The sequence below is a fragment of the Streptomyces sp. PSU-S4-23 genome, assembly GCF_055632315.1.
On the sequence record NZ_JBVMUU010000002.1, the window covers coordinates 3,352,627 to 3,372,937 of the forward strand.

Here is a 20,311-nt window from a genome sequence, read left to right on the forward strand (position 1 = left end):
CTCCACGGAACGAGATACATGACCGTCAACGACGATGTCCTCCTTGTCCACGGCGGAACCCCGCTGGAGGGCGAGATCCGTGTCCGCGGTGCGAAGAACCTCGTGCCGAAGGCCATGGTCGCCGCCCTGCTGGGCAGTGCCCCGAGCAGGCTGCGCAACGTCCCCGACATCCGCGATGTGCGCGTCGTGCGCGGGCTGCTGCAGCTGCACGGCGTGACGGTCCGCCCGGGTGAGGAGCCCGGCGAACTGGTGCTCGACCCGACGCACGTGGAGAGCGCGAACGTCGCCGACATCGATGCCCACGCGGGCTCCTCACGCATCCCGATCCTGTTCTGCGGCCCGCTGTTGCACCGGCTGGGGCACGCGTTCATCCCGGGCCTCGGCGGCTGCGACATCGGCGGCCGGCCGATCGACTTCCACTTCGACGTGCTGCGGCACTTCGGCGCGGTCATCGAGAAGCGCGCGGACGGCCAGTACCTGGAGGCGCCCAAAGGACTGCGCGGCACGAAGATCCGGCTGCCGTACCCGTCCGTCGGCACGACGGAGCAGGTGCTGCTGACGGCCGTGCTCGCCGAGGGCGTGACCGAACTGGCCAACGCGGCCGTGGAGCCGGAGATCGAGGACCTCATCTGCGTGCTGCAGAAGATGGGCGCGATCATCGCGATGGACACCGATCGCACGATCCGCATCACCGGTGTGGACAAGCTCGGCGGCTACACCCACCGCGCGCTCCCGGACCGCCTGGAGGCCGCGTCGTGGGCCTCGGCGGCGCTGGCCACCGAGGGCAACATCTACGTCCGGGGCGCGCAGCAGCGCTCGATGATGACGTTCCTGAACACCTACCGGAAGGTGGGCGGTGCCTTCGAGATCGACGACAAGGGCATCCGTTTCTGGCACCCCGGCGGCCAGTTGAAGTCCATCGCGCTGGAGACGGACGTGCACCCGGGCTTCCAGACGGACTGGCAGCAGCCGCTGGTGGTGGCCCTGACGCAGGCCACGGGCCTGTCCATCATCCATGAGACGGTGTACGAGTCCCGCCTCGGATTCACCTCCGCGCTCAACCAGATGGGCGCCCACATCCAGCTGTACCGCGAGTGCCTCGGCGGCTCCGACTGCCGCTTCGGCCAGCGCAACTTCCTGCATTCCGCGGTGGTTTCGGGCCCGACGCGACTGCAGGGCGCCGACCTGGTCATCCCCGACCTCCGCGGCGGCTTCTCGTACCTGATCGCGGCCCTGGCGGCCCAGGGCACGTCCCGGGTCCACGGCATCGACCTGATCAACCGCGGCTACGAGAACTTCATGGAGAAGCTCATGGAGCTCGGCGCCAAGGTCGAACTCCCGGGCAAGGCCCTCGGCTGAGCCTCCTCGGGCCCCCGGCGGGCCGGTGCCGGAGGGGAACGGACGTACGCGAGGGGCGGTCACCCCGGCAGGGTGACCGCCCCTTTGGCGTTACCGGGCCGGTGCTCCGCGCCGAGTGGCGGCACCGGGCCCCCTCATGCCGTCCCGTCGCGGGCACGGCCTCGTACGTCGTCCCGTGGCGTACGACGGCAAGATCACTTACCCTTGGCGGCTTCCTTGAGCTTGGAGCCCGCGGAGACCTTCACGCTGTAGCCGGCCGGGATCTGGATGGGGTCGCCGGTCTGCGGGTTGCGCGCGGTGCGAGCGGCACGGTGGGTGCGCTCGAAGGTCAGGAAGCCAGGGATGGTGACCTTCTCGTCGCCCTTGGCGACGACCTCGCCGACGGTCTCGGCGAACGCGGCCAGCACGGCGTCGGCGTCCTTGCGGGTCACCTCGGCGCGGTCGGCCAGCGCGGCCACCAGCTCACTGCGGTTCATGTTGTTACTCCCGTGTTCTTCTTGCCGTTGAGGCGTGCCACGCGGCGGAGCCGCATGTCGGGCACGGCGAAGCCGATGCTGCCAGGGTCCTCGGTGAGTCCCCGGACCCGGGTCCGTCGTCAGACCCTCGCGCCCGAAGACGCATCCTGCCCCCACCTGCGGCGGGAAAGCCAATCCGGCACCCGTAGGAGTCGTGAGAACACCCTTGGGAGTCACACGAAGAGCGCCACCGCCTCACAGCGGTGACGCTGCGTCGGCTCCCGGCAACGGACGGCAGGGCGCCAGGGGCCCCACCTGGCCGCCACCCTAGGGCGGCCGGGCGGCCGGGGTTCCGCGACGCGCCGGGCCGGGCAACCGTGGCAATGGTCACAGCGGCGTACGGTACCGCCGGTGCCGGCGTCTAGTGGGCCGCCGCCCCCGCCGCGCGCGCCGCGGTGCGCACCGCCCCGGCGACCGCGCCCGCGACCTTGTCGTTGAACACGCTCGGGACGATGTAGTTCGGGTTCAGCTCGTCCTCGGTCACCACGTCCGCGAGGGCGGTCGCGGCGGCCAGCATCATGTCCGTGTTGACGGTGCGGGACTGGGCGTCGAGCAGTCCGCGGAAGACGCCCGGGAACACCAGGACGTTGTTGATCTGGTTGGGGAAGTCGGAGCGGCCCGTGGCCACAACGGCCGCCGTCTGACGGGCGATTGCCGGGTCGACCTCGGGGTCCGGGTTCGCGAGCGCGAACACGATCGCACCCTCGGCCATGGCGGCCACGTCGGAACCGTCGAGCACGTTCGGGGCGGAGACGCCGATGAAGACGTCGGCGCCGCGCACGGCCTCCTTGAGCGTGCCGGTCAGGCCCTCGGGGTTGGTGTTCTCCGCGATCCAGCGCAGCGGCGAATCGGCCGGGGCGTCCACCAGGTCCTCGCGGCCGGCGTGCACGACGCCCTGGATGTCGGCGACGACGGCGTTCTTCACGCCCGCCGCGAGCAGCAGCTTCAGGATCGCCGTACCGGCCGCGCCGGCGCCCGACATCACGACGCGCACATTCTCAATCGCCTTGCCCACCACGCGGAGTGCGTTGGTGAGGGCGGCGAGGACGACGATCGCGGTGCCGTGCTGGTCGTCGTGGAAGACGGGGATGTCGAGGGCCTCACGCAGCCGGGCCTCGATCTCGAAGCAGCGGGGCGCGGAGATGTCCTCAAGGTTGATGCCGGCGAACCCGGGGGCGATCGCCTTGACGATCTCGACGATCGCGTCGGTGTCCTGGGTGTCGAGGCAGATCGGCCAGGCGTCGATGCCGGCGAAGCGCTTGAAGAGGGCCGCCTTGCCCTCCATGACGGGCAGCGCGGCCTTCGGGCCGATGTTGCCGAGGCCCAGGACGGCCGAGCCGTCGGTCACGACCGCAACCGAGTTGCGCTTGATCGTCAGGCGGCGGGCGTCCTCCGGGTTCTCCGCGATCGCCATGCACACCCGCGCGACACCCGGCGTGTAGATCATGGAGAGGTCGTCACGGTTGCGGATGGGGTGCTTGGAGGCCATCTCGATCTTGCCACCGAGGTGCATGAGGAACGTACGGTCCGAGACCTTGCCCAGCGTCACGCCCTCGATGCCGCGCAGCTTCTCGACGATCTCCTGCGCATGGGAGGTGGAGGTGGCGGCGATGGTGACGTCGATGCGGAGCTTCTCGTGGCCGGACGCCGTGACGTCGAGGCCGGTCACCGAGCCTCCGGAGGACTCCACGGCGGTGGTGAGCTGCGATACGGCGGTTCCGCTCGCGGGCACCTCCAGCCGGACCGTCATCGAGTAGGAGACGCTGGGCGCCGTAGCCATGGCCGACTTCCTCTGCTTTCACCTGTCGCTGCTGTGCCGTCCGATCGTCGCACCTACCGGGGAGTACGCGGTAACCGCGCCGCATTGCGAACGTTTTGTTCACCGGCTCGTCGCCGTGCGTCGCACACCGTCGCCCTGCGTCGTCTCGCGTCGTCTCGCGTCGTCTCGCGTCGACTCGCATCGTCTCGGAAAGTGACTTTCACCATACGAGAAACGGACGGGACGGTGGGAGGAAACAGGAAGAGCAAGAGGTCCGCGTCACGAGTGACGCGGACCTCTGAACGCCGGGCGACACCGACCCGCCATGCTCGCCTCGCGGCAAGTGGTCGCTCGAAGCGACGAAGGTTGGGCCCGGGGGCTTGGATCGGGCCGGTGCCACACCCAGGCTAACAAACGGATCCCGAAAGACCATTCCCGTACCGCCAGTTCATCCTCCTGGCCCGTCCGTACGGATCAGTCCCGCCGGCCCCACCCGGTCCCGGTCAGTCCCGCAGCAGGTCCGGCACCCCGTCCGCGTCCGGCTCGTCCCCGTCTCCCGAGACCACCGTCAGCTGCTGGGTCGCCCTGGTCAGCGCCACATAGAGCACCCGCAGGCCGGCGGGGCTCTCGTCGGCGATCTCCGCCGGCGAGACGACGACCGTCGCGTCGTACTCCAGCCCCTTGGCCTCCAGACTGCCGAGCGCCACGACCCGGTCGCCGAGCCCCTCCAGCCAGCGGGCCGCCTCCGCGCGCCGGTGCATGGCGACGACGACGCCGACCGTGCCGTCGACGAGGCCGAGCAGCCGGGCGGCCTCCTGGCGGACGGTCTCGCCCCGGGCGTCCCCCGCCACCGTGAACCGCGGCACCACCCCCGTGGAGCGGACGGCCGACGGGGCCTCGGCTCCCGGCATGGCGAGGGCGAGCACCTTGGAGGCCAGGTCGGCGATCTCGGCCGGGTTGCGGTAGTTCACCGTGAGGGTGAAGCGGCGGCGCGGACGGGTGCCGAGCGCCTCGTCACGCGCCTGTGCCGCCTCGTCCGGGTCCGACCAGGACGACTGGGCCGGGTCGCCGACCACGGTCCAGGTCGCGTGCCGGCCGCGGCGCCCGACCATCCGCCACTGCATCGGGGTGAGGTCCTGCGCCTCGTCGACGATCACATGCGCGTACTCGGTGCGCTCCTGGGCGAGCCGCTCCGCACGCTCGCGCTGCGACTCCTCGCGTGCGGGCATCAGCTCCTCGAGCCCGGTCAGCTGGTCGAGCGGGTCCAGCTCGCGCCGCTTCTTCGGGCGGGCCGGCAGCCCCAGGACGGACTGCAGCTCGTCCAGCATGGCCACGTCGTGCACGGACAGCCCGCCGCGTCCCAGGGAGCGCGCGACCCTGCGCACCTCACCGGGGGTGAGGACGCGCCGCGCCCAGCGGGCAAGGCGCCGCTCGTCGGCCATCGCCGCCAGGACGGCCCGCGGGGTCAGCTCCGGCCACCAGGCGTCCAGGAAATCGGTGAAGGCGTCCTCGCAGGTGATGTCCTCGTCGAACGAGGAGCGCAGCTCGGCGGCCAGCTCGGGGTCGGTGTGCCGGCCGTCCGCGCCGGAGTGCGCCCACAGGGCGTCCAGGAGGAGCTTGCGGGCGCGCGGGCGCAGCAGATTCACCGGGGCAGTGCCGTTCAGGGCGGTGTGGCGGATGCGCTCCAGTTCCCCGGCCTGGAGTTCCAGGCGGCGGCCGAAGGCGACGACCCGCAGCCGGGTCGGCGGATCGCCCAGCTCCAGGGCTCCGCGGGCGGCCTTGCGCAGCACTTTGAGCATGCGGTACGAGCCCTTGGCGCGGGCCACGGAGGGGGAGTCGTACAGGGTGGCCTCGGCTCCGTCCACGAGGGAGCCGATGGCGCGGATGGCGACCTGGCCCTCCTCGCCCAGCGACGGCAGCACGCCCTCGGTGTACGCGACCAGCAGCGGGGTCGGCGAGACGATCAGGATGCCGCCCGCGTACCGGCGCCGGTCCTGGTAGAGCAGGTAGGCGGCCCGGTGCAGGGCGACGGCGGTCTTCCCGGTGCCGGGGCCGCCCTCGACGTAGGTCACGGAGGCGGCGGGGGCGCGGATGACCAGGTCCTGCTCGGCCTGGATGGACGACACGATGTCCCGCATGGTGTGGCCGCGGGCCCGTCCGAGGGCGGCCATCAGGGCGCCGTCGCCGATCACGGGGAGTTCACAGCCGTCGAGGGACGCCCTCAGCTCGGGCCGCATCAGGTCGTCCTCGACGCCGAGCACCCTGCGTCCCTTGGAGCGGATGACCCGGCGGCGCACGACCCGTCCCGGGTCGACCGGGGTGGAGCGGTAGAAGGGGGCGGCGGCGGGCGCCCGCCAGTCGATGACCAGGGGCGCGTACTCCTCGTCGAGGACGCCGATGCGCCCGATGTGCAGGGTCTCGGCGATGTCGGCGGTGTTGTCGGAGCGCACCGCGCCCTCGGCGGGCTCGATCGCCGTGTAGGCGCCGTCCGGGCCCTTCTTGCCGTCCTTGCCGAGCAGCAGGTCGATCCGGCCGAAGAGGAAGTCCTCGAACTCGTTGTTGAGCCGGTTGAGGTGGATGCCCGCCCGGAAGACCTGTGCGTCGCGCTCCGCCAGGGCTCCCGGGGTGCCGACCTGCCCGCGCCTGGCCGCGTCCTGCATCAGGAACTCCGCCTCGTGGATCTTCTCCTCAAGGCGCCGGTAGACCCGGTCGAGGTGTTCCTGTTCGACGCTGATCTCCCGGTCGCGGAGCGAGTCGTGCGCGGACCTGCCGACCGGGCCGAGCGCGGTTTCCTGTTGAACCTGAGCGGCCACCGGGCCCCCTTCTGACGTGCTGGGCAGCCGTCCACCGTACGCGAAGGGGGGCCGAAGAGGCTATGGATCCGCTCCACGGCTTCCGGCACACGTCGGCCCGCGGCGTGCTCGGACGTCCGCCGCGGGGGTGCCCGGCCGGTGGGGCGGCGGCTACGCGTTCACCTCCACCAGCCGCTTGCCGTCGAACGTCATGACCTCGAAGTGATCGATCTGGTTCGGCTTGAAGGCGGCGCCGCCGTGCACGTACAGCGGGTTCTTCGCCTCCTCGGTCTTGCCGTCGGGAAGGCCGTAGCCCCATGTCGGGACGGCCCACGAGGTGACCGTCTCGCGCTCGCCGTTCTTGCCGACCGCGACCAGGGAGCACCTGAGCGGCCCCTTGACGTTCTTCAGCTGGAGGACGGCGTGCGTGCCCCAGTCCTTGGCCTCCAGGGCGACCACGGCGTCGACCTTGCTGCTCGGGTCGACCGCCGAGTGCTTGTCGGTCATGTGCTGGAAGGCCGCCTTGGCGGGGCCCGCGGCCATCGGATCGACGGTACCGCCGTCACCGCCACCGTTCACCGCCATCACGGTGAGCGGGCCGCCGATGATCAGCGCGGCCGCGGCCGCCACGAGGTAGAAGCCGCGCCGGCGCTTGTGGGCGCGCCGCTCGGAGATCTCGTCGATCAGCCGCTCGACCAGCCGTGGACTGGGTTTCGCGGACAGCGACTCGCCGATGGCCGGGCTGCCCTGGCTGCCGGGCAGGTCCGCGAGCGCGGCCAGCATCGGCTCCATCCCGGCGAGGTCGTCCAGTTGCTGGGCACACCAGTCGCAGGTGGCGAGGTGCGCCTCGAAGGCGGTCGCCTCGGCGTCGTCGAGGATGCCGAGGGCGTAGGCGCCGACGGTCTCGTGGATGTCGCCCTGGCCTTGTGACCCTCTCACGGCCCCTGGGCCGCCGGTGCCGAATCCCCCGTACATATTGCTCATGCCGTCACCCCCCGCTCCTCCAGCGCCAGCTTCATCGACCGCAGGGCGTAAAACACCCTGGAGCGCACCGTTCCGCTGGGGATACCGAGCGTTTCGGCCGCCTCATTGACCGTACGCCCTTTGAAGTACGTTTCGACCAGGACCTCCCGGTGGGCCGGGGTCAGGTCGTCCAGCGCGTCCGACAGTGTCATCAGCCACAACGCCTTGTCGATCTCGTCCTCCGCGGGGATGACCTCCAGCGGCGACGGATCGACCTCCTGCGGCCGGGCCTGCCGGCTGCGGTGGCCGTCGATGACGATGCGCCGGGCGACCGTCACCAGCCAGGGGCGTACCGAACCGGTTGCTCGATTGAGCTGACCGGCGTTCTTCCAGGCACGGATGAGCGTCTCCTGCACGACGTCCTCGGCTCGCTGCCGGTCGCCGGCGACCAGCCGCAGCACGTAGGCGAGCAGGGGTCCCGCGTGTTCCCGGTACAGGGCGCGCATCAGCTCCTCGTCCGGCTCCGTCGAGGAGGACGCCGAGGACGAGGTCATGCGATGCCGGGCCCTTGGCCTGCGTTCATCAGCCACGGCGGAATCCTTGCGCACGCCTACCTCCGGTGTCCGGGGGTTCCCCCAGTCGGTCGCTCGTATCCGGGTACGCAGACGGCCGCCGCCGTGTTCAACGTGACACCGCGATTTTCCTGTGAGAGGTGTGGGCGGCCGCGCTTGTGGGCACCCATTTCTCCCCCAAGGGGACATACGCACGCCGCCTCGAAGAGACCCGGGTCACAGCCGTCACATCCTTCACTCCCGACCATGGCGTGATCACCGTGTGAAAATTTGGCCGAACCTTGGTGGAGAAATCGTCGAGACGATGGCGCCGATTGCCGGTGAATGATCGCCAGTTGCCCCGGATGACGGTTTTCGGGGCTACGCGCGGGCCAGGGCCGCGCGGCGGCGGTGCCGGGCCACCCGTTCACGATTGCCGCACACCTCGCTGGAGCACCAGCGGCGGCGCCGGCCCCGGGACGTGTCCAGGTAGACGATGGGGCAGTTGTCGCCCTCGCACCGCCGCAGACTCGCCCGCGCCCCGGGGTCCGTCAGCAACTCGATCGTCTCGCGCGCGATCACGGCCAGGAGCTGCCCGCACTCCGGCGGCGTCCGCAGCCGCCGCACCAGCCCGCCGTCCTCCGCGCGCAGCGCGCACGGTGCGGGTGGCGCGGCCCGCGCCACCGCGTTGACCCGCGTCAGCGCACCGTCCGCCGGCCGCCCGTCCAGTTCGCCTCGCACCAACTGACCGATGTCCCCGCGCAGTTCATGGAACGCCGCGAGCCACTCGGCGTCCACCGCGGCCAGCGGCGTACCCGGCGGCACCAGCCCGGCCCCGGCGATCCACGCCCGCAACCGCTCCATCGATTCGAGCCGTTCCGCGGGATGCGTGGTCGCCAGCAGGTCCAGGCAGGTCCGACCGGAGTCGAACCGCAGCTCGTACGAGGCCGTGGCCGTGCCCAATGCCATGTGCCTGTCACCGCCTTGGAGTTGCCGCCGCGAGCGACGACCGGTGAGTCCGTCGGGGGAGATGTCCGCGCAAGGACGTACCGGGGGCCGTGCTCCCCGGACACACCTCTACAGTGCCCGCCCGCGCGCGCCCCGAAAAGGTGCCGTACGGCCCCGGACCGCACCGCACCGCACGGCACCGACCCGGCCGTGTCCCGGCAATGCCCGCCGCGTCACGTCAGGTTGACCACCATCGTGGCCGGAGGGCCCCGGACGGCCCAGACGGCCCAGACGGCATTGCACACACCACAGCGCACCGGCCCGGCCGTGTCTCCGCCAATGCCCGTCCCTCCGCTCCGGGCTGACCCGCCGTCATGACCGGGACGACCCCGCACGGCCCCGGACAGCACCGCACTGCCCCGGACAGCACCGCACTGCACAGCCCGGCACCGACCGGCACCGACCGGCACCGACCGCACACCCTGGCCGAGGGCGGGCGTCGTGGCGCGGATCGCCGATCCGGCCGTCGTGCGCGGCCACTTCGAGGGCACCTGGGTTCGTCCGGAACCTCGCAGGGCCATCTGTCCACGCCCGGGCTCGCGCCGGCCTGCCTCACCCGCGGGCTGCTGCCGCGTGGCCGGTCTCAGACGTCGGCGTACTTCGCGTCCGCCGCCGGGTCGAGCGCCAGGCGGTAGCCGCGCTTGACCACCGTCTGGATCAGCTTGGGCGCCCCCAGGGCCGTCCGCAGCCGGGCCATCGCCGTCTCCACGGCGTGTTCGTCGCGTCCGGCGCCCGGCAGCGCCCGCAGCAGTTCCGCCCGGGAGACCACCCAGCCCGGCCGCCGGCTCAGGGCGCGCAGCAGGGACATGCCGGCGGGCGGCACGGGCCGCAGCGCCCCGTCCACCAGCACCGCATGGCCGCGGATCTCCACCCGGTGGCCGGCGACGGGCAGCGATCGGGCCCGGCCCGGCAGCTCCTGGCACAGCAGCTGGACGAGCGGACCGAGCCGGAAGCGTTCGGGCTGGACCGTGTCGACCCCCCGGGCCTGCAGCGGCAGCGCGGTGACGGGACCGACGCAGGCGGGCAGCACGTCGTGGTGGAGGGCGCCGAGGAGTTCGGGCAGCAGTCCGCGCTCCTCGGCGCGGGAGAGCAGGGACGCTGCGGCCGGGGCGCTGGTGAAGGTGAGGGCGTCCAGGCCGCGGGTGACGGCCGCGTCGAGGAGCCGGTCGACGGGCGCGATGTCCTCCGGCGGCATCCACCGGTACACCGGCACCCCGACGACCTCGGCGCCCCCGGCCCGCAGCGCCTCCACGAAGCCCGGCAGCGGCTCGCCGTGCAGCTGGACGGCGACGCGGCGGCCGTCGACGCCCTCGTCCAGGAGCCGGTCGAGGACCTCGGCCATGGACTCCGAGGTGGGCGACCACTCCTCGGTCAGCCCGGCGGCCCGTACGGCGCCCCTGACCTTCGGCCCGCGTGCCAGCAGTCGCACCCCCCGCAGCCGAGCGAGCAGGTCCTCGCCGAGCCCCCAGCCGTCGGCGGCCTCGATCCAGCCACGGAAGCCGATCGCGGTGGTGGCGACCACCACGTCCGGCACCTGCTCCACCAACTCCTTGGTGGCCGCCAGCAGTTCCCCGTCGTCGGCGAGCGGCACGATGCGCAGGGCCGGGGCATGCAGGACGGTCGCGCCGCGCCGCTGGAGCAGGGCGCCCAGCTCGTCGGCCCGCCGTGCGGCCGTCACGCCCACGGTGAACCCCGCGAGCGGGCCGTGTTCTGGTCGCTGCTGGTTGTCGTACATGGCTCTCGTCCCGCACTCGAGTCTGCAAAAGGGTCGTACGTCGTCGTACCTAGCGTCGTCGTACCTACATGCCGACCGAGCCTGTCAACGGCGCATGACAGGCTCGGTTCTGCTTCATGTCGCCGGTGTTACATACGGCGGCATCACACTTCGGCATAGCTGAGCTGCGGATTCACCTCGGAGGCAGAGGCTTCGGCCGGGGATTCGGCGATCGGGCGGCGAAGGTATACGGCCCAGGTGACCGCGAGGGCCACGCCGTAGAAGGCGAGGAAGGCGACGAAGGCGCCCGTGCCGGAGCCGTAGGAGAGGAAGGACTGGCGGAAGGCGAGGTTGATGCCGACGCCGCCGAGCGCGCCCACGGCCCCGATGAGCCCCATCGAGGCCCCAGAGAGCCGACGCCCGTACACGGCGGCCTCCTCCCCGGTGAGCCCCCGGGCGACGGCCTTGGCCTGGAAGATCCCGGGGATCATCTTGTACGTCGACCCGTTGCCGAGGCCGGTGAGCACGAACAGCACCACGAACGCGGCGGTGAACAGGACGAGCGACTTCTGCATGGAGGCGGCGATCAGCACCGCGGTCGCGACGCCCATGGCGACGAAGGTCCAGGCGGTGATCCTCGCGCCGCCGTAGCGGTCGGCGAGCCTGCCGCCCACCGGCCGGATCAGCGAGCCCAGCAGCGGGCCGAGGAAGGTGACGTAGGCCGCCTGCAGCGGTGTGCGCCCGAACTGGTTGGTCAGCACCTGCCCGAAGGCGAAGCTGTATCCGATGAAGGAGCCGAAGGTGCCGATGTACAGGAACGACATGATCCAGGTGTGGGCGTCCTTCGCGGCGTCCCTGGCGGCACCGGTGTCGTTGCGCACGGACTCGATGTTGTCCATGTAGAGCGCGGCGAGGACGGCGGCGACGACGATGAGCGGGATGTAGATGCCGAGCAGCACGCGCGGTCCCCCGCTCGCGCCGATGATCGCGAGCGCCACCAGTTGGATCACGGGCACGCCGATGTTGCCTCCGCCGGCGTTGAGCCCGAGCGCCCACCCCTTCTTCCGGAGCGGGAAGAAGGCGTTGATGTTGGTCATGGAGGAGGCGAAGTTGCCGCCGCCCACACCGGCCAGCAGCCCGACGAGGAGGAAGGTGGAGAAGGAGGTCCCGGGCTCCATCACGGCGAACGCGGCGACGGTCGGGACGAGCAGCAGGCTCGCCGAGACGATCGTCCAGTTCCGGCCGCCGAAGATCGCGACGGCGAAGGTGTAGGGCACGCGGATGACGGCCCCGACCAGCGTGACCATCGAGGTCAGCAGGAACTTGTCCGCGGGGGTCAGCCCGTACTCCGGTCCCATGAACAGCACGAGCACGGACCACAGGGTCCACACCGAGAACCCGATGTGCTCGGAGAGCACGGAGAAGAAGAGGTTGCGCCGGGCGGTCCTCTCCCCGGTCTCGTTCCAGAAGGTCTCGTCCTCCGGATCCCAGTGCTGGATCCAGCGTCCTCCCCGGCCAGGGGCGGGGGCTGTGCTCGGGGCTGTCATGACGCCTCCACGGTTCTCCGGTGCCCACATGTCGTGCGCGGCGATGAGTCCCGAAGGTAGGGAGGGCGCGTTTCCTGCCTGTGGCTGTGAGTGACCGGAAGGGAACGTTGCTCTCACGCGGCGTGCAGGGGCGTGGTGAGGGGAGCGGGGCCGGTCCGGCGCGACGTCGCACACCGGACGCCGCGGCTCGGGGCCCCTGGACGCGGAGGCGGCTCACCCTGTGCCGTACAGCTCCCGCATCCCGACGAGCAGCGCCCTTCCCGCCTGGGCGGCCTCGGCAAGTTCCGGGGCGGGTTCGCTCCGCATGTAGACGGCGAGCCGGCAGTCGTCCGTGTTCCATCCCTGAGCGCCGAGCAGATCGCGGATGTGTTCGAGTCGCCGGATGTCATGGCCGGTCCGCGACTTGTTCGTCGCCTTCGCCTCACCGAGCAGAGTGATGCGGGCTCCCTTGTCGCGGGCACGGGACCCACGAGCGAGCGCCACGACGTCGACCTCGTGCCCCCGGTGTTCACGACACTCGTGCCCCCGGTGTTCACGACAGGCGACGGTCGTCGTACCCACCTGTCCGATGTCGTCCAGTCCGCGCTCGCGCCCGTGCCGGAGCGTCCACTGGCGGGCCGTGTCCTCGAAGTGCGGCCCGAGAACCTTGGAGGAGAAGGTCTCTCGCGACCGCTCCCAGGCCGCCCGCCCCTCCCGCATCTCGAACTCGACGAGATTGGGCCGCACGATGAGATCGTGGAACCGGACGACCGGGTCGGCCACGGTGATCACGGGCTTGCGCTGCAGAAGCACGTCCTGGTCGTAACGGATGAACGCGGCCGCCCTCATGATGTTGAGGTGGTACGTGAGCGCCTTGGCGTCCATTCCGACCAGCCCCCCGATCTGCGTGGGCGTCGCAGCGCCGGAGGCCACCGCCTCCCAGATGGCGTGGTAGATGGCGCGATCGCTGATGCGCGGGTCCTCGGCCAGCAGGTACTCGGGCTCGGTGAAGAGGATGTGGGAGGGGTTGAAGACGCTGCGCGCCAGCCAGGCGTAAAACCCCTCCTCGCCCGAGCCGGGCTCCGGCGGGTCACCGACGACATCCCGGTAGCCGGGCGCCCCGCCCAGCACGGCATCGACGAGAAAGGCCGTTTCCGGATCGTCCACTCCCCAGTACTGCGCCGCGTCCCGGAACCCGAAGGGCCCGATCCGCATGTCGATCACCGCCCGCCCCCGCAACGCCTGGTCCCCGGCGAGCAGTGTCGACATGGTCGAGATCGCGGAGCCGCACAGGATGATCCGCAGCGGAGGCTTCCCGGACGACGGTCCGCGCTGGTCGTAGAGGGCCTGAAGGACGGAGGGAAGCTCCGGGGAGTGCTCGACCAGATAGGGGAACTCGTCGAGGACGAGGAGCGGAGGGGTGGTATCGCCGCGGACGCTTCCGAGGATGTCGGCCGCGGTGTCCATCGCCTCCACCCACGAGGTGAACCGTCCGACCCGGAAGCCGAGCCCTTGGGCGAGACTGTTGGCGAACCTGTCCAGCGCCATGGCGCGGCTCTGCTGCAGGGCGAGCGTGTAGACGCCGTGGACGCTCCGGCACAGGTGCTCCAGCAGGAACGACTTGCCGTGCCGCCGACGGCCGCGCACGATGCCGATCCGCAGGCCGGGTGCGGGGTCGCTGCAGAAGCGGGTGAGTTCGTCCCACTCGTGGATCCGGTCGAACACGGCGGCGGGTTTCGGAATGGGCATGGGCTTCGTCCTCCTGACCACGCTCTCGCGGGACCCTGATCCGAATAGCCTGACTCCAGCTAGCCTAACTGCATTTTGGATAGCCTCGAGACTGTAGTCGACCACTCACCCTCCGCACCGCCCTTGCCTGCCCGCCCACCTCGAACCAGAGGAGCTTCCCAGCGCCCCGTCCGAGCAGGTCGTCGCCGAGCGTCCAGCCACCCCAGGAGTCCGCGTACTGCTGCACGAGAAACAGCCCGCGCCCGCCGTCGGCGCCGGCCTGCGCGGGCGCGACGCGGTCTCGGGGCGGCTTGCCGAAGGGCGCGGGGATGTGCGGATGACTGTCCCAGAGGCCGACGCGCAGCCGTCCACCGCCCAGTGCGGTCAGACGGAGGGAGGCGGGGCCGCTGGTGTGCCGGTACGCGTTGGTGACCAACTCGGACGTCAACAACTCGACGACATCGAGGGCTTCACCCATCCCGTGGCCCTGGAGGGCGGCCCGTACGGTCGTACGTGCGACCCGGACGGCACGGGGGTCATGGGGCAGACGAAGGGCGTACACCCAGGTGTCGGGCAGGGCTACGGTGGCCACGGAGATCTCCTGGAAGAAGGGGGACACTGGATCGCTCAACGGCCGCACCGGGCGGTGGCTCTGCCTGGGTGGGTGCGCTTCCGGCCTATGGGTGCGGGGAGTTGGGCGGCGTGAGCCATACCCTAGGGCACGGGATGTGATACTTAACATCGATCGAGAGTGAGGGTTAATAATTCCCTCCTGTGGGTGACCCTCAGGAGGTCGCCATGACGAGAGAAGGCTCAGTGCGACCCAACGCCGCTCCCACCTTGCGCCAGCAGCGCCTCGGCAGCGAGCTACGCAAGCTCCGGGAGCAATCCGGGCTGACCTCGACCGCCGCCGCGGAACTGCTCGGCCTCAAGCAGGCGCAGATCAGCGGCATCGAGTCAGGTCGCTATGCCGTCAGCGCCGACCGGGTCCGCACTCTCGCCCGTGCCTACAGCTGTGACGATCCGGCGCTCGTCGAAGCCTTGGCCGCGATGACCGGCGGCCGCTCACGGGGCTGGTGGGACGAGTACCGGGAGTACCTGCCCGTCGGCCTGATCGATCTCGCCGAACTGGAGTATCGCGCGGCCGAGTTGCGAGTTTCGCTATCTCTGCACATCCCCGCCCTGCTGCAGACCACTGACCACGCCCGCGCCATGCTCCGAGAGGCAGTCCCGCCCTTCCGGCCGTACGAGCTCGAGCACCGCCTCTCGTACCGCATCAAACGGCAGGAGGTCCTGCACCGCTCGCCCCCACTCCCCTACAGGGCACTGGTACACGAGGCGGCACTGCGCATGCGGTACGGAGGCCCGGACGTCGCACGCTCGCAACTGGCCCACCTCTTGGAGCTGAGCGAGCAGGACAACATCACCGTCCGGGTCATCCCCTTCACCTCGACACACTTCCCCGGCAATGGTCAGTCCTTCGACTACGCCGTCGGCCCGGTCCCCAAGCTCGACACGGTCCAGTTGGACACCCACCACGGGGGTTGTGAATTCCTCGACGCCGAAGCGCAGTTGGCGAAGTACCGCACAGTACTGGAGCAGATGGAATCCTGCGCCCTCGAGCCGACCGAGTCACGCAGGATGATCGAGCGCCTCATGCAGAGCCTCTGAAAGGGACCGACATGCACATACTCACCTGGCAGAAGTCGACGTACAGCCCTGACGGCTCGAACTGCGTAGAAATAGCCGCCACCCCCACCTCCGTCCACATCCGCGACTCGAAGAACAGCACCGGCCCTCGGCTCACGGTCACCGCCTCCGCCTGGGCGAACTTCCTGCCGTACGCGACCCAAGCGGGACGGTGAGAGGCGGGGCGGCCCGCCGCCAGGTCCAGAAGGCTGCTGCGCCCTCGCCTGCGGGCATGCCGCAAGGAGCGCCGTGCCCGTCAGGTACGAAGGCGCGGAACTCGGCGCCCGGCGACTGACCTACCAGCGGTGGGCGTCGGCGCGTCCCGCGTCAGCCGCCCCGATTCATGACGCCCGCGTCCACGGCCGGGATCCACCCCCCGGCGGGCCGCCGCAGCCACCCCTCCGCGGCCGCGACCTCGGCCGACGCCCGCCGGAGCGCGTCGATCCCCGGGTGGGCCAGGCCCTTTCGCCACACCAGTGAGACGGGCGACAGCGGGACGGGGTCGACGAGCGGGCGCAGTACCGTCCCGGGGAGGGCCGGGAAGCCCACCACGGCCAGGACCGGGTGCCGCGTCCTGGCCATGATCCGCTGGAACTCCTCCTCGCCGACGGCCAGCGGAAGCGGGGGCGCGACGCGGATGCCGTGCTGCTCGAAGAGCCGGTGCGCGAGGTCGGTCCACTCCGGTGTGCGGGGGTTGCCCGCGCCGGCGTACACGCTCTCCCCGGCCAGCGCGTCCAGCGGCACCGCCGCCGAGGACGCCAGCGGGTGGTCCTCGGGCAGGAGGACCGCCATCGGCTCGTAGCGCACCGGCTGCTGGTCGAGGCCCGCCCGCAGCGACGGCGCGAGGCCCGCGAAACGGCCGAACGACGCGTCCAGCCGGCCCGCGAGCAGTTCGACGGCGGCGCCCGTCAGACCGCTCTCGTAGCGGGCCATCAGCTCCTGCTCCGGGGCGAGTTCACGGGCCCTGAGCAGCACCTGGCGCCCCGTCGTCAGGCCCGGGGAGTTCAGGTCCACCAGCAGGGGGCGCGCCTGTCCGAAGGCGGCCAGCAGTCCGTCGTGGGTGTCGAGGAACCGGCGCGCGTACGGCACGAGCCGCTCGCCGTCGGGCGTCAGGGCCACCTGCCGGGTGGTCCGCACGAACAGATCGGCGCCCAGCAGGCGCTCCAGCCGGCGGATGTCGCGGCTGAGCGCCTGCTGCGCCACGTACAGGCGGGCGGCGGCACGGGTGAAGTGCAGTTCTTCGGCGACGGCGAGGAAGGCGCGCAGCAGCCGGGGGTCGACGGTCGTGGCGGACATCCGGGGAACTTACAACCCGGGCGCGTCAATCGCCACGGACTTGGTGTTGGACCGCGGGGCGGCGCGCGGCCGACGGTTGAGCCATGCCGCAGCCGTCCTCTCCCTCAGCACCCCTGCCCGCGGTCGTGCAGGACACCCTGGTCCTGGCCGACCTCACCCGCCCCCGTCCGGCCGCCGGGGCACCGTCCCGCAACCCGTACCGCCGTCTCTTCGCCGTCCCCGGCGCCCTCGCCTTCACCATCGGCAACCTGGTCGCCCGGCTGCCCGTGGGCATGTTCAGCGTGAGCACGGTCATCATGATCGCCGGCTCCCGGGGCTCGTACGCGCTGGCCGGCGCCGTCACCGCGACGGGCCTCGCGGCGACGGCCGTCGTCGCGCCGTGGGTCGCGCGTCTCGTGGACCGTCACGGCCAGGCCCGGATCGCCGTCCCGGCAACGGCGTTCGCGCTGCTCGGCGGCCTGGCCCTGCTGCTGTGCGTGCGCTACGGCGCCCCCGACTGGACCCTCTTCGCCGCCTACGCCGCCACCGCCACCACGCCCAACATCGGCGGCATGTCCCGCGCCCGCTGGGCCCACCTCCTGCGCGGGGACCCCGAGTCCCTGCACATCGCGAACTCCTTCGAGCAGGTCGCGGACGAGCTGTGCTTCATGCTCGGCCCGGTGCTCGCCGCGTTCCTGTGCGGCGCCCTGTTCCCGGAGGCCGGCACGCTGACCGGCGGGATCCTGCTGATGACCGGCATGCTGCTGTTCACCGCGCAGCGCGCGACGGAACCGCCGCCGGGCCGGCACGCACGGGCCGAGCCCCCGCTCCGCGCCCCCGGTATGCCGCCGCTGCTGCTCGGTCTCCTCGCCACCGGGGCGGTGTTCGGCTCGATGGAGGTCGTCACCGTCGCGTTCGCGGACGCGCAGGGCCACCGGTCGGCCGCGGGGGTCGTCCTCGGGCTGCAGGCGGCCGGGTCGTGTGCGGCCGGTCTCGTCTACGGCGCGCTGAAGCCCGCCGGCCCCGCCGAACGCCGCCATGTGTGGTGCCTCGCGGCCATGACGGCCCTGATGACCCTGCCGCTGCTCGCGGCGCGCACGTCCGGCTCCCTCCTCGCGCTCGCGCCCGCGCTGCTCCTCGCGGGCATGGCCACCGCCCCCACCATGGTCACGGCGATGACCCTGGTGCAGCGGCGCACACCGGAAGGCCGGCTGAACGAGGGGATGACCCTCGCGGTGACGGGCCTGCTGGGCGGCATCGCCTGCGGCTCCGCCACCGGCGGCTGGGCGGCGGAGCACCTGTCCCCGACGGCCGGGTTCACCGTACCGGCGGCCGCGGCGGCCGTGGCGCTGGTGATCGCGGCCGGACACCGGTGCGCCGTCCGCGCCGCCACGGATCCGCGCGCCACCCATTGACGCGCGCCCGGCCCCCGCAACAGCGCGGAAGCCGGCCGCGGCGTCCGTACCCGAGCGACGCCGCTGCCGCCGTGGCTGACGGAACGCGACTGGATGAGTGGCCGGTGACGGCGTCGCCTCAGACGGCGGCGAGGATGTCGAAGACCGAGATCACCGTGGCGCCGGGTGCCAGGCCCTTCGGGGGATGCGCACCGTACGCCAGCTTCGCGGGGATGACGGCGAGCACACGGCTGCCGACCCGTCGGCCGACCAGGGCACGGTCCCAGCCCGCGATGACGTTGCCCCGGCCGATCACGACGGGCAGCGGGCCGCCGTCCGCGTGAGAGCTGAGGAAGAGGTCGGCCTGATCCTTGCCGCGGGCGGTCTCCCAAGCAGCCGAGGAATGCTGGAGGACCAGGGTCTGCCCGGCCTTCACCACCGGGCCGGTGCCGTCCACCAGGCGCCGAACGATCAGGTCTTTGGGGGCGGCCCGGTCGGGGACGGTGAGGGTTGCGGTGTCGTCGCTCCGGTTCATGTGCACTTCGGGCAGGGCATCGGAGACCGGCTCCTGGTCACCGGGGACGGTGGCGTGGGCGCCAATGACGTTCAGGATGTCGACGGCGAACACGACGGTGTCCTTGCCGGTGACATGGAGCTGCGCGCTGCCGGTCGTCCCGTACGCGGCTGCGGGGGGTGCGACGACCAGGACCCGGCTCCCGGCACGCTGGCCCTGCACTGCCCGGTCCAGGGCGGGCACTGTCGCGCCCCGCCCGACGGCGAACACCTGGGGGCGGGCTCCCTTGTCGTACGGGCCGGGAAGCGCGTTGCCGGTGCGCCACACCTTGGCGGTGTAGCGGATGACGGCCACGTCGCCGGTGCGTGCCGTAGGTCCCCGACCCTGTGTCTGTGGCGCGACGATGAACTTGCCGCTCGGCGCGGACAACGGAACCGAGATCGTGGCCGGGCGCCCAAACTGCCCCGAAACGGTGGGCAGTACGGCATCCGTGCGCACCACGTCCGGCACGGTCTTCGCGTGCACCGGCACCGAAGGGGCTGCGAGCGGCCGGTGCCAGCCGTCAGGCCGCCGATGGTCTGATGAGGATTCGCTGCTGCACCCCGCCAACAGCAAGGCGGGAGCTATCAACAGCGCAGCAAAACGACGCATCGATCTCCACTTCCACAGAATACTTTCCGATCATTTCCTCAAACCGGAAACAATCAGGACGGGTAGCGTTTACCAGCCACTTATGACATGCGAAATGAAGGCCACGGAAGCAATCAGGGTTCATAAGAGAAAACCGACAGGATCATTCCAGGAAGCACCAAGCGTGACAGCAATCCACACCCTTACCCAAGACCCCCGTACGAAAACCCAGTGAAATCCTGCACCACACTCCCTCCTCCTTTCTTCCGGAAGAATCCTCTTGACGAATGCCTGCGGATGACGGTCTGCCAGGAAGGGCACAGGAGAAAGGTGACATCGAATATTTCGCAAACCATGATCCCAGCGCGATCATCTGCCCACCGGGTCCGCACCCGGATCGAGCCCCATTCTCGAGGGATCGGCGAGTTCAGCACTCTTTGATCTGCGCGATGATGTTGGCGATCTGTCGCCTACGCCGCCACGGAAGTAGCGGCCGGACCGAGTCGAGTTGGACGAGGAGCCATTCAGCAGCGACCGAGCTGCCCAGCAGGGACAACCTGCCCAGGGAGCTGAGCTCTTCGAAGAGAATCTTTATATTTTTTCGGTTCCAATCACCCTTCGAGCCCGAGGGGGGTACAGCAAAGGACCAGGAGACCCTTTTACCCGACTTGAGCGAAACGGATAGCACTGACTCTTGGGCCATTACCGACGGCCCTGCAGCGACGCCGACATTCAACAAATTTGCAGCAAATTCCAAGAATCTCGGAATCCGCGCCATCGAAAATTCTGCATCAATGCGAGAGATGTCACCCCACGGAATAGATGAGAGGCCTTCTCTACCCACCCCGTCAGGGGTAAACCTGATGGCGAAATCGCTCTCGTCGAGCCCCACGC

The 20,311-nt window shown here is 70.8% G+C and carries 17 protein-coding genes; 4 read left to right on the forward strand and 13 right to left on the reverse strand.

All coding sequences use genetic code 11. The features are described 5' to 3' along the window. Positions 1-18 precede the first annotated feature (18 nt). Positions 19-1,359, forward strand: coding sequence for a UDP-N-acetylglucosamine 1-carboxyvinyltransferase (gene murA / locus ACZ79I_RS15465; protein ID WP_471497923.1), 1,341 nt, complete (start codon positions 19-21; stop codon positions 1,357-1,359). A gap of 194 nt (positions 1,360-1,553) precedes the next feature. On the opposite strand, the gene ACZ79I_RS15470 is transcribed toward murA, so the two are convergent. The 10 genes from ACZ79I_RS15470 to ACZ79I_RS15515 all read right to left on the reverse strand — a co-directional run bounded on the left by ACZ79I_RS15470 (position 1,554) and on the right by ACZ79I_RS15515 (position 14,507). Continuing rightward, entirely contained in the window at positions 1,554-1,835 is a 282-nt protein-coding gene (locus ACZ79I_RS15470; protein WP_007498188.1) for an HU family DNA-binding protein, read from the reverse strand. Between the two features lie 400 nt (positions 1,836-2,235). Further along, positions 2,236-3,654 carry an NAD-dependent malic enzyme gene (locus ACZ79I_RS15475; RefSeq protein ID WP_471497925.1) on the reverse strand — a complete coding sequence of 473 codons (1,419 nt, stop codon included), beginning with the start codon at positions 3,652-3,654 and terminating at the stop codon, positions 2,236-2,238. Positions 3,655-4,136: 482 nt separating this feature from the next. Continuing rightward, positions 4,137-6,446, reverse strand: a complete 2,310-nt coding sequence (locus tag ACZ79I_RS15480; RefSeq protein ID WP_471497926.1) for a HelD family protein — start codon at positions 6,444-6,446, stop codon at positions 4,137-4,139. Between the two features lie 150 nt (positions 6,447-6,596). Further along, positions 6,597-7,409 carry an anti-sigma factor family protein gene (locus ACZ79I_RS15485; protein ID WP_471497927.1) on the reverse strand — a complete coding sequence of 271 codons (813 nt, stop codon included), beginning with the start codon at positions 7,407-7,409 and terminating at the stop codon, positions 6,597-6,599. Next, positions 7,406-7,942, reverse strand: coding sequence for a sigma-70 family RNA polymerase sigma factor (locus tag ACZ79I_RS15490; protein WP_234517176.1), 537 nt, complete (start codon positions 7,940-7,942; stop codon positions 7,406-7,408). The genes ACZ79I_RS15485 and ACZ79I_RS15490 overlap by 4 nt, the downstream gene beginning before the upstream one ends. Before the next feature lie 378 nt (positions 7,943-8,320). Next, on the reverse strand, positions 8,321-8,908 hold the full coding sequence (locus ACZ79I_RS15495; protein ID WP_471497929.1) for a CGNR zinc finger domain-containing protein: 588 nt from the start codon (positions 8,906-8,908) through the stop codon (positions 8,321-8,323). A gap of 622 nt (positions 8,909-9,530) precedes the next feature. Next, the gene (locus tag ACZ79I_RS15500; RefSeq protein ID WP_471497930.1) at positions 9,531-10,682 is read right to left on the reverse strand and encodes a uroporphyrinogen-III synthase; all 1,152 of its coding nucleotides are present in this window, start codon (positions 10,680-10,682) and stop codon (positions 9,531-9,533) included. Between the two features lie 143 nt (positions 10,683-10,825). Continuing rightward, positions 10,826-12,208, reverse strand: coding sequence for a nitrate/nitrite transporter (locus ACZ79I_RS15505; RefSeq protein ID WP_471497932.1), 1,383 nt, complete (start codon positions 12,206-12,208; stop codon positions 10,826-10,828). Between the two features lie 213 nt (positions 12,209-12,421). Next, on the reverse strand, positions 12,422-13,936 hold the full coding sequence (locus ACZ79I_RS15510) for an AAA family ATPase (RefSeq protein WP_471497933.1): 1,515 nt from the start codon (positions 13,934-13,936) through the stop codon (positions 12,422-12,424). A 64-nt stretch (positions 13,937-14,000) separates the two neighbouring features. Continuing rightward, positions 14,001-14,507, reverse strand: a complete 507-nt coding sequence (locus ACZ79I_RS15515) for an ATP-binding protein (RefSeq protein ID WP_471497934.1) — start codon at positions 14,505-14,507, stop codon at positions 14,001-14,003. Positions 14,508-14,713: 206 nt separating this feature from the next. Here ACZ79I_RS15515 and ACZ79I_RS15520 point away from each other — a divergent pair, with 206 nt between their 5' ends. Beyond that, the gene (locus ACZ79I_RS15520) at positions 14,714-15,586 is read left to right on the forward strand and encodes a helix-turn-helix domain-containing protein (RefSeq protein WP_471497936.1); all 873 of its coding nucleotides are present in this window, start codon (positions 14,714-14,716) and stop codon (positions 15,584-15,586) included. An 11-nt stretch (positions 15,587-15,597) separates the two neighbouring features. Then, positions 15,598-15,780, forward strand: coding sequence for a DUF397 domain-containing protein (locus ACZ79I_RS15525; protein WP_471497937.1), 183 nt, complete (start codon positions 15,598-15,600; stop codon positions 15,778-15,780). Between the two features lie 151 nt (positions 15,781-15,931). Here the strand turns inward: ACZ79I_RS15525 and ACZ79I_RS15530 are convergent, their stop codons facing one another. Then, on the reverse strand, positions 15,932-16,900 hold the full coding sequence (locus ACZ79I_RS15530) for a LysR family transcriptional regulator (RefSeq protein ID WP_471497938.1): 969 nt from the start codon (positions 16,898-16,900) through the stop codon (positions 15,932-15,934). 83 nt (positions 16,901-16,983) lie between these two features. Here ACZ79I_RS15530 and ACZ79I_RS15535 point away from each other — a divergent pair, with 83 nt between their 5' ends. Further along, positions 16,984-18,294 carry an MFS transporter gene (locus ACZ79I_RS15535; protein WP_471497940.1) on the forward strand — a complete coding sequence of 437 codons (1,311 nt, stop codon included), beginning with the start codon at positions 16,984-16,986 and terminating at the stop codon, positions 18,292-18,294. Positions 18,295-18,412: 118 nt separating this feature from the next. Here the strand turns inward: ACZ79I_RS15535 and ACZ79I_RS15540 are convergent, their stop codons facing one another. Continuing rightward, positions 18,413-19,438, reverse strand: coding sequence for an FKBP-type peptidyl-prolyl cis-trans isomerase (locus ACZ79I_RS15540; protein WP_471497941.1), 1,026 nt, complete (start codon positions 19,436-19,438; stop codon positions 18,413-18,415). Between the two features lie 406 nt (positions 19,439-19,844). Further along, positions 19,845-20,309, reverse strand: coding sequence for a hypothetical protein (locus tag ACZ79I_RS15545; protein ID WP_471497943.1), 465 nt, complete (start codon positions 20,307-20,309; stop codon positions 19,845-19,847). Positions 20,310-20,311 lie beyond the last annotated feature (2 nt).